The sequence below is a fragment of the Flavobacterium sp. UM26 genome, from assembly GCF_057922445.1.
Genome location: NZ_JBVHCY010000004.1, coordinates 220,065 through 238,517, shown reverse-complemented (window position 1 = coordinate 238,517; position 18,453 = coordinate 220,065). Strand labels below are relative to the sequence as shown.

Here is an 18,453-nt window from a genome sequence, read left to right as displayed (position 1 = left end):
TTAGTTTTAAATGTTTGCAAAGATAATTGAATTTAGACGACTCATAACAAACAAAAATCCCAAAACAAGGTCTTGGGATTTAAATCAGAAATTAAAAAAACTAAGCTTTATAAAATCCTTTTACGAATTCAATACTTTATCTTGTTTGTTGATACTTTCTTGGTGAATCGCTTTGAACATTTTTAAAACAAACTCTTCCGAAAGTCCTTTCTTTTCTCCTTCCAAAATCATTTTTCCTAAAATCTCATTCCAACGATTGTTTTGTAAAACCGCCACGTTCGCTTCTTTTTTCACCTGACCAATTTCTACGGCCACTTTCATTCTTTTACTCAAAAGCTCCAATAAATTAGCGTCTAACACATCGATATTCGCTCTTAATTTACTCATTTTAGTCATAAACTCATCCGAAACATCGATTTGCTTTCTTACTCTCAAATCTTTGAAGATTTGTTTCAAAGCGTCTGGCGTAACTTGTTGTGCAGCATCACTCCAAGCGTTATCAGGATCTGTGTGAGTTTCGATAATCATTCCGTCATAATTCAAATCCAAAGCTTCTTGCGTCACTTCAAGAATCATATCACGATTTCCTGTAATGTGAGAAGGGTCAATAATCAATGGCAAATCAGGGAATTTATTTTGCAATTCAATCGCAATTTGCCATTCTGGAATGTTTCTGTATTTTGTTTTTTCGTAAGTAGAAAAACCACGGTGAATCACCCCTAATTTTTCAATGCCAGCCATATGCAAACGCTCAACACCCCCCAACCACAAAGCTAAATCTGGGTTCACTGGATTCTTAATCAAAACGATTTTATCTGTGCCTTTCAAGGTATCAGCAATTTCTTGAACCGCAAACGGATTAGCTGTAGTTCTTGCTCCAACCCATAATACATCAATATCATTTTCTAAAGCCAATTTACAGTGTGCAGCAGTAGCCACTTCGGTTCCCATTAACAAACCTGTTTCAGCTTTGGCTTTTTTCAACCATTTCAATCCTATTTCTCCAACACCTTCAAATCCACCTGGACGTGTTCTTGGTTTCCAAATTCCAGCTCTAAACACACTTACATCAGAATCTTTCAATTCGTGTGCAATTTTCAATACTTGCTCTTCTGTTTCTGCGCTACAAGGTCCTGCTATCACCAATGGATGCGTCAAATTGAACGCTTCCAACCAATTTCTCATTTCTTTCTTGTTTTCCATTTTTTTAGTTTTTAATCTTTAAAATTATTCTATAGTTTCTTGTGTTAATTCTGTTCTCCTCTGGCTATTTTTTGGTATTCATTCCATTCAAAATGGCCTTAATTTTATTCACACTCTGCATTTCATCAAAAATCGCATCGTATTCTTCGCTTTTCAACAAGTCTTTGAACTGCGTCAAATTAGCAATATACTCTTCCAAACTTTTTACTACGTGCTTTTTGTTTTGTTTAAAAATAGGCGTCCACATCGCTGGTGAACTCTTGGCCAAACGCACGGTGCTCTCAAAACCAGAACCCGCCATATCAAAAATATCTTGTTCGTCCTTCTCTTTATTGATAACCGTTTTTCCTAACATAAACGAACTAATGTGCGACAAATGCGATACGTAAGCAATGTGTTTATCGTGCGACTTTGGGTCCATATAGCGAATGCGCATTCCTAACTCTTTGAACAATTCGATGGCTTTTTCTTGCAGCTTAAAGGTCGTTTTCTCCACCTCACAAATGATATTTGTTTTTCCTTGAAACAATCCTTTAATAGCCGCTGATGGTCCCGAAAATTCCGTTCCAGCAATAGGATGCGTGGCAATATAATTTCTTCTTCTTGGATGATTCGCTACCGCCTCACAAATAGGCAATTTGGTAGAACCCACTTCAAAAACAATGGTATTTTCGCCAATATGATTTAAAACTTCGGGCAACACTTGCAACGCCACATCCACAGGAACCGAAACAATAACATAATCCGCATCGGCCAAATCCTGCATCGTAGCCACTTTCTCCACAACCCCAAGCGCCATCGCCTCTTGCAAATGGGTTTCATTTTTATCCATTCCGTAAATAGTCGCTTCTGGGTGTACCGCTTTTATATCCAACACCATCGAACCTCCAATCAAACCTATTCCTATTACGTGTATATTCATTATTATTTTTATTATTAGCTAATCCTGCTATCCGCTATATCTATTGTGGCGAACCCCGCCACAATAGGATGCCGCTACTATCAGGGCTAGGGCTTCAGTTTCTTAACACAATTTCAAAAATCTTGAAGACAATCTGAAATCTAAATATCGTTAATCAACAATCTAAAATCTATTTATCGCTTCTTCAATTTTTTCTTCTTTTACACACAAAGCAAATCGGATGTACCCTTCGCCATTCGAACCAAAAATAGTTCCTGGAGTAATAAAGATGTATTTCTCATACAGTATCTTATCGATAAAATCCTCCGCCGATGTAATTCCTGCTGGAAGCTTCGCCCAAACAAACAATCCAACGCCTTCTTTGTACACCTCACAACCTAATTTCTCTGCCAATGCTTCGGTTAAAATTCTGCGTTTTGCGTAAATCGCATTCATTTCGTCGAACCAAGAAGCCTCACTCTGCAAAGCCGCAATAGCCCCTTTTTGAATGCCGTAAAACATTCCGCTATCCATATTACTTTTTACTTTCAATACGGCATCAATGCAGGCAGCATTTCCAGAAACCATTCCTACACGCCATCCTGCCATATTGAATGTTTTGGACAACGAATTCAACTCCAACGCTACTTCTTTCGCCCCTTCAACTTGCAACAAACTCATAGGTTGGTCATTCAAAACAAAACTATACGGATTATCATTGACCAAAAGAATATTGTGTTTTTGAGCAAAAGCCACCAGTTTTTCAAACAAAGCCAAATTTCCTCTGGCACCTGTAGGCATATGCGGATAACCAATCCACATTAATTTTACTTTAGACAAATCCATTTTTTCCAAAGCCTCAAAATCTGGTTCCCAATTGGTACTTTCTTTCAAGTCATAATATAGTGGCACCGCACCTACTAAATTGGTTACCGAAGTATAGGTCGGATACCCAGGATTTGGAATCAAAACACCATCGCCTTCATTCAAAAAGGCTAACGAAATGTGCATAATTCCTTCTTTAGAACCCATCAAAGGCAAAATTTCAGTAGTGCTATTTAGGCCCACTTGATAATTACGCTCATAAAAATCAGCCATAGCTTGTCTTAATTCTGGCAACCCTTGATAGCTTTGATACTGATGTGCATTTTCGTCTTGCATCGCAGCAGTCATTGCGGCAATCACGGCAGCAGCAGGTTTTAAATCAGGACTACCAATTCCCATATTGATTACAGGTTTTCCTTCGGCAGCCAATTGGCGCACTTCTCTTAACTTTGAGGAGAAGTAATATTCTTCAACTATCGATAAACGTTGGGCAGTTGTTATCATTTTTTTTAGCTTTATTCTAAATTGGAATTTTTTATTTTCTAGTTTGGAGATTCAAGTAATGGCTTTGTATTTTTATACTCACCCAGAACTTTAAAATAATGCGCCATAATCGAAACTAATGCTTTCGCCTTGGCGTAATCTTCATACTTGTCAAAAGTCACATCTACAAAAAAAGAATATTTCCAAGGAGTTTCTATTTTCGGCAAAGATTGTATTTTGGTTAAATTGAGTTTACAATCGCTCATTACATTCAAAACAGCGGCTAAACTTCCGCGTTTATGGTCCAATTCAAACTTGATGGAAGCTCTATTGATTTCGTCTTCGGAAACAAAAGAATTCTCTTTCTTGAGTATCACAAATCGAGTCATATTGTTCTCGATGGTTTGAATCGAAGGCGCGATAATCTCTAAATTATACATCTCAGCAGCCGTTTCACTAGCGATTGCCGCAATTCCTTTGATTTGATTTTCGTGGATTCTGCGAGCTGTTTCCGCCGTATCTTTATCCTCAACCAATTTGATGTTAGGGTATTTTTTCAAGAAGTCCATACATTGCAATAATGCCATCGGATGCGAATGTACTTCTTGAATATCTTCAATTTTTTGTCCTGGTAAGGCCATTAAATTTTGAATAATATCCAAGTAATGTTCCCCAATAATATGCAAATTATTCTTGTCGATTAGTGCATAATTTGGAATAATCGGTCCCGCGATGGAGTTCTCGATAGCCATTACCGCTTGATCACTATCTCCCTTCAACAAGCTATCTACTAATTCTTCAAAGGACAAGCATTCATCTACAGCCACATTTTGGTAGAAATAATCTTTAGCTACCTGATGATGAAATGACCCCTTTATCCCCTGAATTGCAATTTTTGTTCTCATATATTCAAAAAAAAAATCCTGATTTTCATCAGGATTGTATTGTAGTTTTATTTGTTTCTTTTTGTCTTTCAAATAACCATAGCACAATCCTTACTTCTCAAAGAAGAAATAAAAAGTATAGCTAAAGTAAAAACGGTTATTTAACATTTTGTGTTCTGATTTTCAATAAATTCTTTGGCAAAGATAAAAACTTATTTTAAAGGCATCAAAAAAAATAGCATTAATCCCTAACAAAAAAGGAATTCTTTGTGAAATTGATTTTCAATTAACAATTCGATAAAAAAGTTCACAGCAAAGTCTGTTTTTTTATTGATACTTCTTCTGTTTTGAAAGCCAAAAAGCTATTTTTTCATTTTTGGAACCCTTGATGGCGTATCTTTCCCACTAATTATGGTTTGAGAACTGATGGCAATCGACTTTATAATCTCCGTCATATTATCCATATCCAAAGTACTTATTTCGTCACTTAATTTATGATAATTCGGCTCCACATCCATTTTAGAAGTAGAAATAGTATGAGCAGGAACCCCTAAAGCCGCTAGTCTTGCGTTATCTGAACGGTAAAACAATTGTTCTTGTGGATACGGGTCTTGATAAAAATTGAATCCTGAACCTACCAAATTCTTTTGCAAAATAGTTCCAAAATCAGACCGCTCGAATCCTGTAATATAGGCTGAATTTTTGCCCCATTTACTATCGGTTCCAATCATTTCTATATTGAACATCGCTACCACTTCGTCTGCATTGATAGAATTTGAGAAAAAAGCAGAACCGTAACCTCCCGTTTCTTCACCCGTAAATGCTACAAAAATAAGTGTTCGTGCGTTATCGTTTTTCTTTTTAAAATATTCGGCCAAAGTAATTACGGCTGTAATTCCAGAAGCGTCATCATTTGCACCATTAAAAACTTTGTCATCGCCAGACTCTTTCATTCCTAAATGGTCGTAATGTCCTGAAAAAATAACATATTCATTTGGCTTTGATTTCCCTGGAATAATTCCAATCACATTATTGGCCTTTTTATCTTTGATTAAGAAATCTTGGCGATAGGATTGTAATTCTTTATAGTATGTCAATCCAATTCGTTTGAACTCTCCTTCGATAAAAACAGACGCTTTTTCGATACCTGGTGTAAACAAAGCACGCCCTTCCATTGCATCCGAAGACAATTCCGTTTCTATCCGAGTAACCTCGCTTTTTTGAATCCCACTCTGAGCTTGAGCCGTAAGTCCAAAAAGCACCAACAATCCTAAACTAATTTTTTTCATTTTTTGTATGATTTAATTTAATTGATTTCATTTTCACGTAAAAGCCATTTTTTACCTTCAACGATTCGAGTCACCATCATTGCCGATATTAAATCGCCATTGGCATTGAGCAAAGTCGCAATGGGATCGACTAGTGTTCCAATAATCATAGCTGCGGGCAAGGCTTGTTCCATTGGAAAACCATAAATGGTAATGGCTAAAATTTCACCGATATAACCTCCGTTTGGAATCCCTCCTTCTACAACCGAAACAATAATGGTAATAGCAATGGCTGTTAGAATCGTAATCGGATCTGTGAAATCCTTACCAAAAATAGCAAAAATTACGGCTATTTTTACAATAGACGACATACTAGAACCGTCTTTATGCAAAGGCGCTCCCAAAGGAATTACCAAATTTAGAATATAAGCAGGGATTTTCATTTGTTGAGCCCCTTCAAGATTGGCTGGAATTGTGGCAATACTACTGCAAGTTCCTATTGCTGTAAAGGAAGGTGTGATATTGTTTTTCCAAAACACTTTCACTCCTAATAGCCCTCCCGAAAAAAAAGCATAAATAGTAAAGAATACAATGAAGTAAAAAGTACACATCCCATAATAAACGGCTAGTGGTTTCGCATAAGCTCCAAAAAGCTGAGGCCCAAAAATCCCAACCTGATACGCAAAATAGGCCCCAAGCCCAACAGGAGCTCCTTTCATAATGATTACCAACAACTGTTTCATCACCTCGTTCGCCGAATGCAAAAATTTAGCAAAATCTTTACCTTTTTCGCCAGCATTCAAAGTAGCAAAACCTAATAAAAAAGAAAAAAAGATCAACGCCAACATATTCTTACGCGACAAAATTTCATAAAAATCATTCACCGTTAACAGCTGGGTAACGGGCGAATCTGTTGTACTATTATGAGTAGTGACCAAAGAAGATTTTGCTAAAAAAACAGCCTGATCAACAGGAAAAATAAAAATCCCGATAATCATTACGATGGCTGAGATAATCACTGTTACTAAAAAAACCACCAAAACAACTCCAAAAAGTTTACCAAGCTTGTCTGTTTTTTGCAAATTAGCAATTGAAGATGCTATGGTAAAAATCACCAATGGAATTATAGCAGTAAAAAGTAAATTAAGAAAGATATCGCCCAACGGTTTTATTACCTCAATGCCTTTACCAAAAAGCAATCCAGCCATACTACCAAGTACAATACCACCCAAAAGCAATAGGATACTGCTGTAATTTTCTAAAAAAGAATTTGTTTTGTCTTCGCTCATAACTTCAAGTTTAAAGTAAATATAGAAATCTTGTGAGATTTTTTTTTAAAAAAGCACAAATTATAAGTATCACTCAGATTGTGAAAGGCTGAAATAATGATTATGAATTAACAAATCAATATTTTTATGAAAATTTTTAAACTTTTTTAGAAGTTTTTTGAAATGCCAACACTAAATGCTTGCCCAAAACTAAAATTAAACCTACGTTCGTCATTTACTGAATCATCGTAGTTAATAGTACTGTAACCTATACTTCCAAGATTAAAATTTATACCAAATCCTTTATTAATATTTAAAAAAAGAGCTGGAGTGATACCAACATAAAATCCAACACCATTTTTTATAAACGTAAATGGATCAAGTCCTTCATTATATTGCCTTTGCTTTGCATTATGATAACCGATTCCTAAATCAGCATACGCAGAAAAAATTCCACCTATCGGTTTAGAATAACGGCCAAAAGCTCCAACTGAAAAATAATTCGTTTTATATTCAACATTACTAGTATTGTATGTGTTTTTTGAGTTTGTAATTGAACTTTCAACACCCACTGTTATGTTATCATTATATTGAAACCCGACTTTTGGAGAAAAATTAAAACTTTTATTCCAAGCAGTACCCGAATTTGTTAGCTTTTCAGAAAAATAACCTACATTTCCTAAAACTAAAATTGTTCCTTTTTGAGCGTTTGAATAGCTAAACATAGCCAAAGCAATAATTAGTACAGATTTTTTCATTTGTTATATTTTTAGTATTTAATAATATTTTAACAAGAATCATACCATATTACTCCATCATTCATAAAAACAAAAAATTTCAACTACCATATTGATAAAAAAAAGAAAACATTATTTATGATTTGTTTTAGGACTCCATTATTTTCTGTTTACTTTTGCAACAAAATCATTCTTATGTCTATAGAAGTTACAAATTTATCAAAAAGCTATGGTGCTCAAAAAGCATTAGACTCGATTACTTTTTCTGTAAAAAAAGGAGAAATCGTTGGTTTTCTTGGTCCAAATGGTGCAGGAAAATCTACTTTGATGAAAATATTGACCACTTATCTAGCGGCTGATGAAGGCGTAGCACTAGTAAACGATAAAAATGTCATTTCAGACACCAAAGAAGTACAAAAAATCATTGGCTATTTACCAGAACACAATCCGTTGTATTTGGATTTGTATGTTAGAGAATATCTGGCTTTCAACGCCGATGTATACAAAGTCCCCTCCTCTCGCATTCAAGAAGTAATTGAATTGACAGGATTGACTCCCGAAAGTCATAAAAAAATAGGACAACTCTCCAAAGGATATCGTCAGCGTGTGGGATTAGCCAATGCCTTATTGCACAATCCAGAAGTACTCATTCTTGACGAACCCACCACAGGTTTAGACCCGAATCAATTGGTTGAGATTCGAAATGTGATTAAAAACGTGGGGAAAGACAAAACCGTTTTTCTGTCTACTCATATTATGCAAGAAGTAGAAGCCATCTGCGACCGTGTCATTATTATTGATAAAGGAAAAATTGTCGCTGACAAAAAATTAGAAGTTTTGATTGCCGCCGACAAAGAACAAGTCATAGAAGTAGAATTTGATTTAAAAGTAACCGAAGACCAAATTAACGCCATTCCACATTTAAAATCATTCATCAAAAACAGTGATTATCTATGGGAACTGACTTTTTTATCGAGTCAAGATATGCGTCCAACCGTATTCGATTTCGCTCACGACAATGGTTTAAAAACCTTGCAACTCAACCAGAAAAACAAAAATCTAGAAGCGGTATTTAGGGAGATTACTAAGTAGTGGTTAGTCCCTAGTGATTAGTAATCAAAACTAAGGACTAATCACTATTCACTAGTTACTCCAAACTATCTTTTATCGCTTGAATCCAATCGTCAATAGTAGTTTCGTTAGTATTGATTGCAACACTTTTTGTTCCGTAAGGTGCATATTTATCTGTTTTGGTAACCGAAAACAAACCAACTACTGGCAATTGAGCGGCACTAGCCAAGTGCATCATTCCGCTATCAGCCCCCACAAAAACAGCTGTGTTTTTAAAAAATGCCGTAATTTCTCTGATGTCTTTGCTGTAATAGGTTGGCGCAGCAAAATGTATTTGCGACACATTCTCTACAGGCAACACTTCCAAAACATTGTAGTCTGGAAATTCTTTTAAGATTCTTTCATAAAAAACGGCCCACCATTCCACCGAATAACATTTGGCTCCCGTGGCAAAAGTGAAAAGACAAATCGTTTTTTTAGATGCTGGAACAATGGCATCCAAAAGTGCTTTCCCTTTAGCTACTTCTTCAGGACTTAATTGCAAAAGCAAATTAGGAATTGGTGTATTCGATACGTTCATCCCTACCGAAGCAAGAAAATGACGTAAATCATACACAGGATACTTTGCAATATGAGCATAGTCAGAGAATTGACTGGAAAGATCAGTTTCTAGCTCCCCAAAACACTTAAATTTTGCGTCTACAAGCTGAATAGATAAGCGACCTGACGAAGAATTTTTATCTGCATTGATGGCCAAATCGTATTTGTTCTTCTTCAGTTTCAACCAGCCCTTCATATAGTTTCCTAATTCGTCAAAATGTTTTTTAGGCAAACGAATAATCTGATTTACATTTGTGAAATTTTCAAAAACAATTGGACCAAGATTCCCTTTTATAAAAACATCAATAGTTGCATTCGGGAAAAGATTTTGTACTTCTTGTACCAAAGGTGTAATTAGCAACAAGTTTCCTAAACGGTGATTGGGTCTCGAAATCAAGACTCTTTTTACTTGTTGTGGATTAATTGTTCCTTTATTTACATTCGAAGATTTGCCAAGACCACTTGTTAGGCTTTGCATAACACTTCTTCTTATTCTATTGATTTTTATTTTTAGACTCATCGAAAAGTAAGTTTTAGTCAAAAAGAACACCTCTTTTTGGAACTGCAAATGTAGAACTCTTACTTAACAATATTTTAGAATTAAATAAAAAATTAACCGTTACTTAAATACTAAAAAAATACCCGACAAGCAAAAAGCCCATCGAGTACTTTCAATTGAAATAATATAATCCTTTAATTAAAAAATGTGACTAGCAATTTGTCTGATATTTTCTGATTTCCCCATAGAATAATAATGCAAAACAGGAACACCAGCGGCTTTTAATTCAATAGATTGTTGGATTGCCCATTCGATTCCAACTTGGCGGATTTCGGCATTGTTTTTACATTTTTCTACCGCTGCAATTAAATCTTCTGGCAAATCGATACGGAAAATTTGTGGCAACACTTGCAAATGTCTTTCTACCGCAATAGGTTTTATCCCTGGAATAATCGGAACCGTAATGCCCATTTCTCTGGCTTTGGCTACAAACTCGAAATACTTTGCATTATCAAAAAACATTTGAGTCACCACATAATCCGCGCCTGCATCTACTTTTTCTTTAAGACGTTTCAAATCGGTTTGCAAAGAAGGTGCTTCCAAATGTTTCTCAGGATAACCCGCCACCCCAATACAGAAATCGGCTTTGTTATCAATATCCATTACTTCGTGTAAATACTTCCCTTGGTTCAATTGATAAATTTGACTTACTAAATCGGAAGCATATTTATTACCTCCTTTGGTGGGCACAAACGATTGTTCATCTTTCATCGCATCACCACGCAAAGCCATCACATTATCAATGCCTAAGTAATGACAATCCACCAACAAATATTCTGTTTCTTCTTTTGTAAAACCTCCACAAAGCACGTGCGGCACGGTATCCACGTTGTATTTATGTTTGATTGATGCACAAATCCCCAAAGTTCCGGGACGCATTCTTGTCAACTTCTTTTCTAATAACCCGTTCCCTTTATTTACGTAGATAAACTCTTCACGAGAAGTGGTCACGTCAATAAATGGTGGCTTGAACTCCATCAACGGATCGATGTTATCGTATAATTCCTGAATGCTTTTGCCTTTTTGTGGCGGAATAATTTCAAAAGAAAACAAGGTTTCTCCTTTGGCGTTTTCTATATGTTGTGTTACTTTCATACTACAAGTTTATTGTTCATTGTTTGTTGTTGTTAGTTCTGATTCCAAAACCATAAACTATAAACCAACAACTATAAACATTTTTTAATCAGCTATATTCGGATTCAACCATTTCATTGCTACATCGGTCGAAACATTTCTTCGTTTGGCATAATCAATTACTTGGTCTTCTTTTATTTTTCCAAGTCCAAAATACTTGCTTTCGGGATTTCCAAAATAATAACCGGAAACAGACGAAGCAGGCCACATCGCCATACTTTCTGTCAAAGTCACCCCGATTTCTTCTTCAACGTTCAATAATTTCCAAATCGTCGGTTTCTCTAAATGGTCTGGACAAGCTGGATATCCTGGTGCTGGACGGATTCCTTTATACGATTCTTCAATCAAGTCCTCTTTACTTAAATCCTCATCAGCGGCATAGCCCCAAAATTCTTTGCGGACTTTTTCGTGTAAATATTCGGCAAATGCTTCTGCAAAACGATCGGCCAATGCCTTCACCATAATCGAATTATAATCGTCTAATGCTGTCTCAAACTCGGCAGCCCATTCCTCTACTCCAAAACCAGTGGTTACACAAAACGCTCCCATATAATCCACTTTACCACTATCTTTTGGCGCAATAAAATCAGACAAAGCAATGTTGGGCGCTCCTTTTGTTTTCTGAGCTTGCTGACGCAAAGTCAAGAATGTTTGCAATGGATTTCCGTTTTCATCTCTCAATTCGATATCGTCGTCGTTGATTTGATTCGCAGGGAAAATTCCGTAAACGCCTTTTGCTGTTAACTTTTTCTCCTCCAAAATTACTTTCAGCATAGCTTGTGCATCTGCAAAAACCGAAGTGGCTTGTTCACCCACTACCTCATCGGTTAAAATTGCAGGATACTTCCCGAATAATTCCCAAGTTCTGAAAAACGGCGTCCAATCGATATAAGGCACTAATGTCTCCAAATCCACTTCTACGATTTGTTTGCCAATTACTTTGGGTTGTACTGGTGTAAATTTATCCCAATCCAATTGCAATTTGTTTTTTCTAGCATCCTCGATAGACAAGAAATTTTTATCTCGTGAACGATTCAAGAATGTTTCTCTAAATGCATCGTATTCTGCACGAATATCTGCCGCATATATTTTTCGATTATGGTCCAATAAATTACCCGCTACAGTTACCGCCCTCGAAGCATCGTTGACGTGAATTACCGTTTCTCTGTATTGAGGCGCAATTTTCACCGCGGTATGCGCGCGCGAAGTAGTGGCTCCACCAATCATTACAGGGATTTTCATATTGCGTTTGTCCAGCTCTTTGGCCAAATACACCATTTCGTCCAATGAGGGCGTAATCAAACCGCTCAAACCAATTATATCTACCTCGTGCTCGATAGCTGCTGCGATAATTTTTTCTGGAGGCACCATCACACCCAAATCGACAATCTCATAATTATTACAAGCCAATACGACTGAAACAATATTTTTACCAATATCGTGTACATCCCCTTTTACAGTAGCCATCAGGATTTTTCCATTACCTTGTTTGTCTCCAACTTGCTTGGCAGCTTCTATGTACGGAAGCAGATACGCCACCGCTTTTTTCATTACACGTGCCGATTTCACTACTTGTGGCAAAAACATTTTTCCCGAACCAAACAAATCGCCCACGACATTCATTCCAGCCATCAAGTTGATTTCGATTACTTCGATTGGTTTTTCGGCGGCCAAACGTGCTTCTTCTACATCGGCTTCTATAAATTCATCAATACCTTTGACCAAAGCGTGTGTGATACGGTCTTGTAAAGAACCCGAACGCCATTCTTGTACCGCTTTCTCGTTGCTCTTTACATCGCCTTTTACATTTTCTGCAAAGTCCAACAAACGCTCGGTAGCATCATCACGTCGGTCCAGAATCACATCTTCTACGTGTTCCAATAAATCTTTTGGAATGTCGTCATAAATCGTCAACATTTCGGGATTAACAATTCCCATCGTCATTCCGTGTTGAATACCGTGGTACAAGAAAACCGAGTGCATCGCCTCTCGCACCACATCGTTTCCTCTAAACGAAAACGACACATTACTCACCCCACCACTAACGTGCGCGTGCGGTAAATTTTCACGAACCCATTTAGTCCCTCTAAAGAAATCCAAGGCATTCAAGCGGTGTTCTTCCATTCCTGTAGCCACAGGGAAAATATTCAAATCGAAGATGATATCTTGTGGTGGAAAATGTACTTTGTTCACCAAAATATCATACGAACGCTGGCAAATTTCGATACGTCTTTCGTAATTATCGGCTTGACCCACTTCGTCAAAAGCCATCACAATCACCGCCGCACCATACCGTTTGATTAAGTTCGCGTGATGAATGAATCGCTCCTCGCCTTCTTTCAAAGAAATCGAATTCACGACACATTTTCCTTGCACCACTTTCAATCCCGCCTCAATGATTTCCCATTTCGAGCTGTCAATCATAATCGGCACACGCGAAATATCCGGTTCGGCTGCAATCAAATTCAGGAATTTGGTCATGGCATATTCGCCATCCAACATTCCTTCGTCCATATTCACATCGATAATCTGAGCGCCACCTTCTACTTGTTGGCGCGCAATATCCAATGCCTCATCGTATTTCTCTTCCTTTATCAATCGAAGAAATTTTCGCGAACCCGTCACATTGGTTCGTTCCCCCACATTCACAAATACGCTATCGGGCGTGATGATTAGGGGTTCCAATCCTGATAATACTAGGTTTCTTCTTTTTTCTGCCATTTCATTATTTTGAGTTACTCAGTGGCTAAGTGGCTTAGACACTAAGTGATTTTCTATTCTATATTTTATCTCCAGCTCGTGCTTCAAAACGAAACTGGGTTTTCTTTTTTTATTTTGGGCGTGTCCCAAGGGCCGGGCTATCCGCTACAAGTCCTCGACCAATTCCGTTAACACTCCATTGGTCTGTGGGCTTTCCACTACTATCCCTCACGCGGTATTGTGCATACAACACCTTTTTTTTTTTCAACAAAACGATACCGTTTTTATAATTCACAACGGAATCAATTTCACTCTTACATCCAACGGATTAAAATCCGTTTCTACAAAATGAGTCGTTCCTACGGAACTTTTATGCTGCTAGTGTGAGCGGAACAACTAAATTTACTCTGTCATCCTGCAAGGTTTACAAAACCTTGTAGGTCTATTAAATTAAATACCTACAAGGTTAAAAAAAACCTTGCAGGAACAATATTTTACATCACGGCAGTAGAAACTCTAGGCTTATACTCCTTGGCGATATCGGCAATTAATTTGATATGTTCTGGAGTGGTGCCGCAGCAGCCTCCTATGATGTTGATTAAATTATCTTCTAAATAAGAACGAATTTGAGCTTGCATTTCCTCTGGCGTTTCGTCGTATTCTCCAAAGGCATTCGGCAAACCTGCATTAGGATGCGCCGAAATATTGAAAGAAGTGTTATGCGACAAAGTCTGCAAATACGGCTTGAGCAAATCGGCACCCAAAGCGCAATTGAATCCTACACTCAACAACGGAATGTGCGAAACCGAAATCAAGAAAGCCTCAACGGTTTGTCCAGAAAGGGTTCTTCCTGAAGCATCGGTGATGGTTCCAGAAACCATAATAGGCACATCGATGTTGCGTTCTTCTTTGACTTCTTCGATGGCAAAAAGTGCCGCTTTGGCATTCAAAGTATCGAAAATGGTTTCTACCAAAAGAATATCACAACCACCATCCAATAAGGCTTCGACTTGTTGTTTGTAAGCGATACGTAAATCATCAAAAGTTACGGCACGGTATCCTGGGTCATTCACATCGGGTGACATACTTGCGGTTCTGTTCGTGGGTCCGATGGAACCCGCTACAAAACGCGGTTGGTCTGGATTTTTGGCAGTGAATTCATCGGCTACTTCTCGGGCTAGTTTAGCGGATTCGTAGTTGAGTTCGTATACCAAATCCTCCAAATGATAATCGGCCATTCCGATGGTGGTTCCTGAGAAAGTGTTGGTTTCTACAATATCCGCTCCTGCCTCAAAATAGGCAGCGTGCACGGCTTTGATGGCCTGTGGTTGCGTGAGGGACAATAAATCATTGTTCCCTTTTAACGGATGCGGAAAATCTTTGAATCGTTCGCCACGAAAATCTTCTTCGGAGAAATTGTAGCGTTGCAACATTGTTCCCATCGCTCCATCGAGCACGAGAATTCTTTTTTTAATTTCTTCTTGTATTGTTGACATACTTTTATTTACCGCTAAGACGCTAAGGCGCAAAGCTTTTTTTATTTATATTTTCTGTTACGCCTCTGCTTGAGGGAATACATTTCTTTTTTGTTTCAAAATAAGCCTATTGCCAACTCTTTAGCCCCGATAGCAACGACATCCTTTTAAACCTGTCAGGTTTTAGAAACCTGACAGGTTTAAAAAGATATAGTGGATAGCGGGAACGTTGATGGCAAAAAAGCCCCAATGATGCGCTCATTCAATTATTAAAAATGTATCGGGAAAGGGGTTTGAAAAAATACTAGACTGTATTTTGTTGTTATCTATCCGCGCTATGCTTGGTAGAATGTAGCACCTTCTTTAAAAAAGTAAAGGGTTGCTAAGGGTTCATCGGGTCTTTTCCCTCCGCCTTTCGTGATAACTTTCAATAAAAATAGGAACGGTGCAAAGTAACGACATAGGGTTAACAATTGCAAGTGTTTTTTTTGAAGTTTAAGAGTTTAAAAAAAAGGTTTAAATTGTTTAAAGTTGTTTAAGATTGTCGCCGAATCGACGCAACACTTAAACTTTTAAACAATTTAAACCTTTAAACGGAATAAACGAAACTATACAATAGCTTTCACCACTGCTTTTGGCGCTTCTTTACGAGTACCGTCGAAACCGTCTACACCTGAAACGGTGGTATATTTCATCACATATTTTTTACCTGGATTGATAATTTGGTAAGCCGCTTGGCACATTAACGTGGCTTCGTGGAATCCGCAAAGAATCAATTTTAATTTTCCTGGATAGGTGTTTACGTCACCAATGGCGAAAATCCCAGGAATGTTGGTTTGATAGTCTAAAGCATTGTTTACTTTGATGGCGTTTTTTTCGATTTCTAATCCCCAATCGCCGATAGGTCCTAATTTGGGTGTCAATCCGAAAAGTGGAATGAAGTAATCGCACTCAATTTTTCGGTGAGCCCCTTCGATATCTACATCTACTGATTCTAAACGCTCTGCTCCATTCAATCCAACCACTTCTCCTGGCGTAATCATTTTGATTTTGCCTTCGTTTTTCAGTTCCTGCACTTTCTCCACCGAATCTAATGCGCCGCGGAATTCGTTGCGACGGTGAATCAAAGTTACCTCTGACGCTACATTCGACAAGAAAATACTCCAGTCTAAAGCAGAATCTCCACCACCAGCAATCACCACTCTCTTGTCACGGAATTTTTCTGGATTCTTGATAAAGTATTTGATTCCTTTGTCTTCGTAAAACTCGATGTCTTCGATTAAAGGTTTTCTTGGCTCAAAACTTCCTAATCCTCCTGCAATAGCAATAACTGGAGCGTGGAATTTTTTCCCTTTATTAGAAGTTACAATGAAAGTCCCGTCTTCTTGTTTTTCGATGGTTTCTGCACGCTCACCCAAAGTAAAACCTGGCTCAAATTGCTTGATTTGTTCCATTAAATTATCTACCAAATCTCCAGCTAATACTTCTGGAAATCCTGGAATATCATAAATAGGTTTTTTAGGATACAATTCGGCCAATTGTCCTCCTGGCTGTGGCAAAGCATCCAAAATATGACATTTTAATTTTAATAATCCCGCTTCGAAAACCGCAAAAAGCCCCGTTGGTCCTGCTCCTATTATTAATATATCTGTTTTAACCATTTTTTTTTATTTATACTTATTACTTCTTTTTTTACTCATTTTGTTCAGACAGTTCACGACTTGTCTCTACGGTGTTCAAATAAACGATTAATTCATTTGAGGATTTGTGATAAATATCACTTGGGTGTTTTATTTATTGTGATGAAGAACAGGTCGCGACCTGTCCCTACGGTATTATTTATTATTTTTTAATGCCTCGGTGATTTCATTCATACGTTGCACCTTTTCTTCAAAATTACCTTTCAACGTTTTGCGATATTCATTCAGGTTTTCGACCATTGTATTCACATCTTCTGGAATTACCTCTTCAAAAAATTCACGCAATCGTTTGGCAGTTGTCGGCGATTTTCCATTGGTTGAAATGGCGATTTTCACATTGCCTTTGGTCACAATTCCGCCCAAATAATAATCGCATAAATCGGGCGTATCGGCAATATTACAAAGCAAATAACGCTTTCTGGACAAATCATACACGCGCTTATTTACCTTTAAATCATCCGTGCAAGCAATCACCAAATGGCGTTTTTTGAGCATCTTCTTTTTGAACTTCGCCTGAGTCAATTGTACGGAAGGATGTTTTTCGGCCAAGGCTTCCAACTCGGGAAGAAACCTTGTTGCCACCACTTCAACATTTGCATTTGGACTTGATTTCAACATAAAAGACAACTTTTCTAACCCCACATTTCCGCCACCTACAATCAACACATTGAATTGATGTAGTTTTAAAAATACGGGATATAATTCGTTTCTTTCCATTGTTTATTTTGTTGGGTCAGGTTAAAACCTAACGGTTTTTGTTTATTTAGGTCAGGTCGCGAACAAATCATTCATTCCTTATCTAGATTTAGGTCAGGTCGCGACCTGACCCTACGATAAATTCCTCGTAAAACCCTTTTAATTTATTGCTTTCTTTTACCACTTCGCCAATTACAATGATGGCTGGATTACTCAAATTATGCGTTGCTACAACAGCTTCTATCGTTTCAATAGTTCCTACTCCAATTCTTTCTTGTGGAGTTGTTCCGTTTTGAATGATGGCAATCGGTGTTTCGCCTTTCCCTTCGTTTTGAAACAATGTTACGATTTGCGCCAATTTACTCATTCCCATTAAAATCACCACCGTAGCGGTTGATTGGGCTGCCAACCGAACATCAGTAGATAATTTTCTATCCGAAGTCGTTCCCGTAATTACCCAAAAACTTTCGGATACCCCACGTTTTGTCAACGAAATCCCTTGATAAGCAGGAACTGCAATTGATGATGAAATCCCTGGAACGACAAAGGTAGGAATTCCAAAGCTTTCAACGTGCTCAATTTCTTCACTTCCACGCCCAAAAATAAAAGGGTCACCACCTTTTAGTCGAACAACGTGACCGTAAGTCAAGGCATTATCAACAATTAACTGATTAATTTGTTCTTGGGAATAAGCGTGACTTCCTTTGCGTTTACCTACAAATATTTTTATGGATGACTTCGGTGCAAAATCCAATAACTCCTCATTGGCCAAGGCATCATACAAAACGACATCCGCTTCCGCCAAAGCTCTAACTCCTTTGATGGTTAGCAAATCTGGATCACCTGGACCTGCACCTACTAAGGTTACTTTTGGAGCCCCACTTCTCCCCTCATTAATAGGGAAGGAGGAAGAACTATTACCTGTTATTTTATAGCTCATACGATTCCG

The 18,453-nt window shown here is 37.6% G+C and carries 15 protein-coding genes and 1 riboswitch; of the genes, 1 reads left to right on the top strand and 14 read right to left on the bottom strand.

Annotated features, from left to right (window positions below):
- Positions 1–120: 120 nt before the first annotated feature.
- The 7 genes from ACZ1AQ_RS07195 to ACZ1AQ_RS07165 form a co-directional block, all read right to left on the bottom strand.
- Complete coding sequence (locus ACZ1AQ_RS07195) at positions 121–1,203, bottom strand: bifunctional 3-deoxy-7-phosphoheptulonate synthase/chorismate mutase type II (protein ID WP_078212664.1); 1,083 nt, start codon at positions 1,201–1,203, stop codon at positions 121–123.
- A gap of 64 nt (positions 1,204–1,267) precedes the next feature.
- Positions 1,268–2,125, bottom strand: a complete 858-nt coding sequence (locus tag ACZ1AQ_RS07190) for a prephenate dehydrogenase (protein ID WP_489632249.1) — start codon at positions 2,123–2,125, stop codon at positions 1,268–1,270.
- Positions 2,126–2,287: 162 nt separating this feature from the next.
- Positions 2,288–3,433: an aminotransferase class I/II-fold pyridoxal phosphate-dependent enzyme gene (locus ACZ1AQ_RS07185; protein WP_489632248.1), complete on the bottom strand. Its 1,146-nt coding sequence runs from the start codon at positions 3,431–3,433 to the stop codon at positions 2,288–2,290.
- 38 nt (positions 3,434–3,471) lie between these two features.
- Complete coding sequence (locus ACZ1AQ_RS07180) at positions 3,472–4,317, bottom strand: prephenate dehydratase (RefSeq protein WP_489632247.1); 846 nt, start codon at positions 4,315–4,317, stop codon at positions 3,472–3,474.
- A 341-nt stretch (positions 4,318–4,658) separates the two neighbouring features.
- Positions 4,659–5,585 (bottom strand): M28 family peptidase, encoded by a 927-nt coding sequence (locus tag ACZ1AQ_RS07175; protein ID WP_489632246.1) that lies wholly within the window; start codon positions 5,583–5,585, stop codon positions 4,659–4,661.
- Between the two features lie 17 nt (positions 5,586–5,602).
- Positions 5,603–6,853: a dicarboxylate/amino acid:cation symporter gene (locus ACZ1AQ_RS07170; RefSeq protein WP_489632245.1), complete on the bottom strand. Its 1,251-nt coding sequence runs from the start codon at positions 6,851–6,853 to the stop codon at positions 5,603–5,605.
- 146 nt (positions 6,854–6,999) lie between these two features.
- Positions 7,000–7,590: an outer membrane beta-barrel protein gene (locus tag ACZ1AQ_RS07165; RefSeq protein WP_489632244.1), complete on the bottom strand. Its 591-nt coding sequence runs from the start codon at positions 7,588–7,590 to the stop codon at positions 7,000–7,002.
- Positions 7,591–7,764: 174 nt separating this feature from the next.
- On the opposite strand from ACZ1AQ_RS07165, the gene gldA reads away from it, so the two are divergent.
- Positions 7,765–8,661, top strand: a complete 897-nt coding sequence (gldA, locus tag ACZ1AQ_RS07160; RefSeq protein WP_489632243.1) for a gliding motility-associated ABC transporter ATP-binding subunit GldA — start codon at positions 7,765–7,767, stop codon at positions 8,659–8,661.
- A 55-nt stretch (positions 8,662–8,716) separates the two neighbouring features.
- Here gldA and ACZ1AQ_RS07155 read toward each other — a convergent pair whose 3' ends face one another.
- The 7 genes from ACZ1AQ_RS07155 to cobA form a co-directional block, all read right to left on the bottom strand.
- A complete protein-coding gene (locus ACZ1AQ_RS07155; protein ID WP_489632242.1) occupies positions 8,717–9,760 on the bottom strand; it encodes a glycosyltransferase family 9 protein in 1,044 nt (347 codons plus the stop codon).
- Between the two features lie 177 nt (positions 9,761–9,937).
- Positions 9,938–10,894 carry a methylenetetrahydrofolate reductase [NAD(P)H] gene (gene metF, locus ACZ1AQ_RS07150; RefSeq protein ID WP_489632241.1) on the bottom strand — a complete coding sequence of 319 codons (957 nt, stop codon included), beginning with the start codon at positions 10,892–10,894 and terminating at the stop codon, positions 9,938–9,940.
- A gap of 84 nt (positions 10,895–10,978) precedes the next feature.
- Complete coding sequence (gene metH / locus ACZ1AQ_RS07145; protein WP_489632240.1) at positions 10,979–13,654, bottom strand: methionine synthase; 2,676 nt, start codon at positions 13,652–13,654, stop codon at positions 10,979–10,981.
- A 473-nt stretch (positions 13,655–14,127) separates the two neighbouring features.
- A complete protein-coding gene (locus ACZ1AQ_RS07140; protein WP_463339148.1) occupies positions 14,128–15,129 on the bottom strand; it encodes a homocysteine S-methyltransferase family protein in 1,002 nt (333 codons plus the stop codon).
- Positions 15,130–15,427: 298 nt separating this feature from the next.
- Positions 15,428–15,535, bottom strand: a riboswitch (SAM riboswitch).
- Positions 15,536–15,716: 181 nt separating this feature from the next.
- The gene (locus ACZ1AQ_RS07135; RefSeq protein ID WP_489632239.1) at positions 15,717–16,769 is read right to left on the bottom strand and encodes an NAD(P)/FAD-dependent oxidoreductase; all 1,053 of its coding nucleotides are present in this window, start codon (positions 16,767–16,769) and stop codon (positions 15,717–15,719) included.
- A 174-nt stretch (positions 16,770–16,943) separates the two neighbouring features.
- A complete protein-coding gene (locus tag ACZ1AQ_RS07130) occupies positions 16,944–17,525 on the bottom strand; it encodes a precorrin-2 dehydrogenase/sirohydrochlorin ferrochelatase family protein (protein WP_489632238.1) in 582 nt (193 codons plus the stop codon).
- An 88-nt stretch (positions 17,526–17,613) separates the two neighbouring features.
- Entirely contained in the window at positions 17,614–18,444 is an 831-nt protein-coding gene (gene cobA / locus ACZ1AQ_RS07125) for a uroporphyrinogen-III C-methyltransferase (protein ID WP_489632237.1), read from the bottom strand.
- Positions 18,445–18,453 lie beyond the last annotated feature (9 nt).

Excerpts from the sequence above, each read along its gene's own strand:
- ACZ1AQ_RS07130 (WP_489632238.1), bottom strand. The coding sequence starts at position 17,525 with ATGGAAAGAAACGAATTATATCCCGTATTTTTAAAACTACATCAATTC.
- ACZ1AQ_RS07180 (WP_489632247.1), bottom strand. The coding sequence starts at position 4,317 with ATGAGAACAAAAATTGCAATTCAGGGGATAAAGGGGTCATTTCATCAT.
- metF (WP_489632241.1), bottom strand. The coding sequence starts at position 10,894 with ATGAAAGTAACACAACATATAGAAAACGCCAAAGGAGAAACCTTGTTT.
- ACZ1AQ_RS07190 (WP_489632249.1), bottom strand. The coding sequence starts at position 2,125 with ATGAATATACACGTAATAGGAATAGGTTTGATTGGAGGTTCGATGGTG.
- ACZ1AQ_RS07195 (WP_078212664.1), bottom strand. The coding sequence starts at position 1,203 with ATGGAAAACAAGAAAGAAATGAGAAATTGGTTGGAAGCGTTCAATTTG.
- gldA (WP_489632243.1), top strand. The coding sequence starts at position 7,765 with ATGTCTATAGAAGTTACAAATTTATCAAAAAGCTATGGTGCTCAAAAA.
- ACZ1AQ_RS07135 (WP_489632239.1), bottom strand. The coding sequence starts at position 16,769 with ATGGTTAAAACAGATATATTAATAATAGGAGCAGGACCAACGGGGCTT.
- ACZ1AQ_RS07140 (WP_463339148.1), bottom strand. The coding sequence starts at position 15,129 with ATGTCAACAATACAAGAAGAAATTAAAAAAAGAATTCTCGTGCTCGAT.
- cobA (WP_489632237.1), bottom strand. The coding sequence starts at position 18,444 with ATGAGCTATAAAATAACAGGTAATAGTTCTTCCTCCTTCCCTATTAAT.
- ACZ1AQ_RS07185 (WP_489632248.1), bottom strand. The coding sequence starts at position 3,433 with ATGATAACAACTGCCCAACGTTTATCGATAGTTGAAGAATATTACTTC.
- ACZ1AQ_RS07155 (WP_489632242.1), bottom strand. The coding sequence starts at position 9,760 with ATGAGTCTAAAAATAAAAATCAATAGAATAAGAAGAAGTGTTATGCAA.
- metH (WP_489632240.1), bottom strand. The coding sequence starts at position 13,654 with ATGGCAGAAAAAAGAAGAAACCTAGTATTATCAGGATTGGAACCCCTA.
- ACZ1AQ_RS07175 (WP_489632246.1), bottom strand. The coding sequence starts at position 5,585 with ATGAAAAAAATTAGTTTAGGATTGTTGGTGCTTTTTGGACTTACGGCT.
- ACZ1AQ_RS07165 (WP_489632244.1), bottom strand. The coding sequence starts at position 7,590 with ATGAAAAAATCTGTACTAATTATTGCTTTGGCTATGTTTAGCTATTCA.
- ACZ1AQ_RS07170 (WP_489632245.1), bottom strand. The coding sequence starts at position 6,853 with ATGAGCGAAGACAAAACAAATTCTTTTTTAGAAAATTACAGCAGTATC.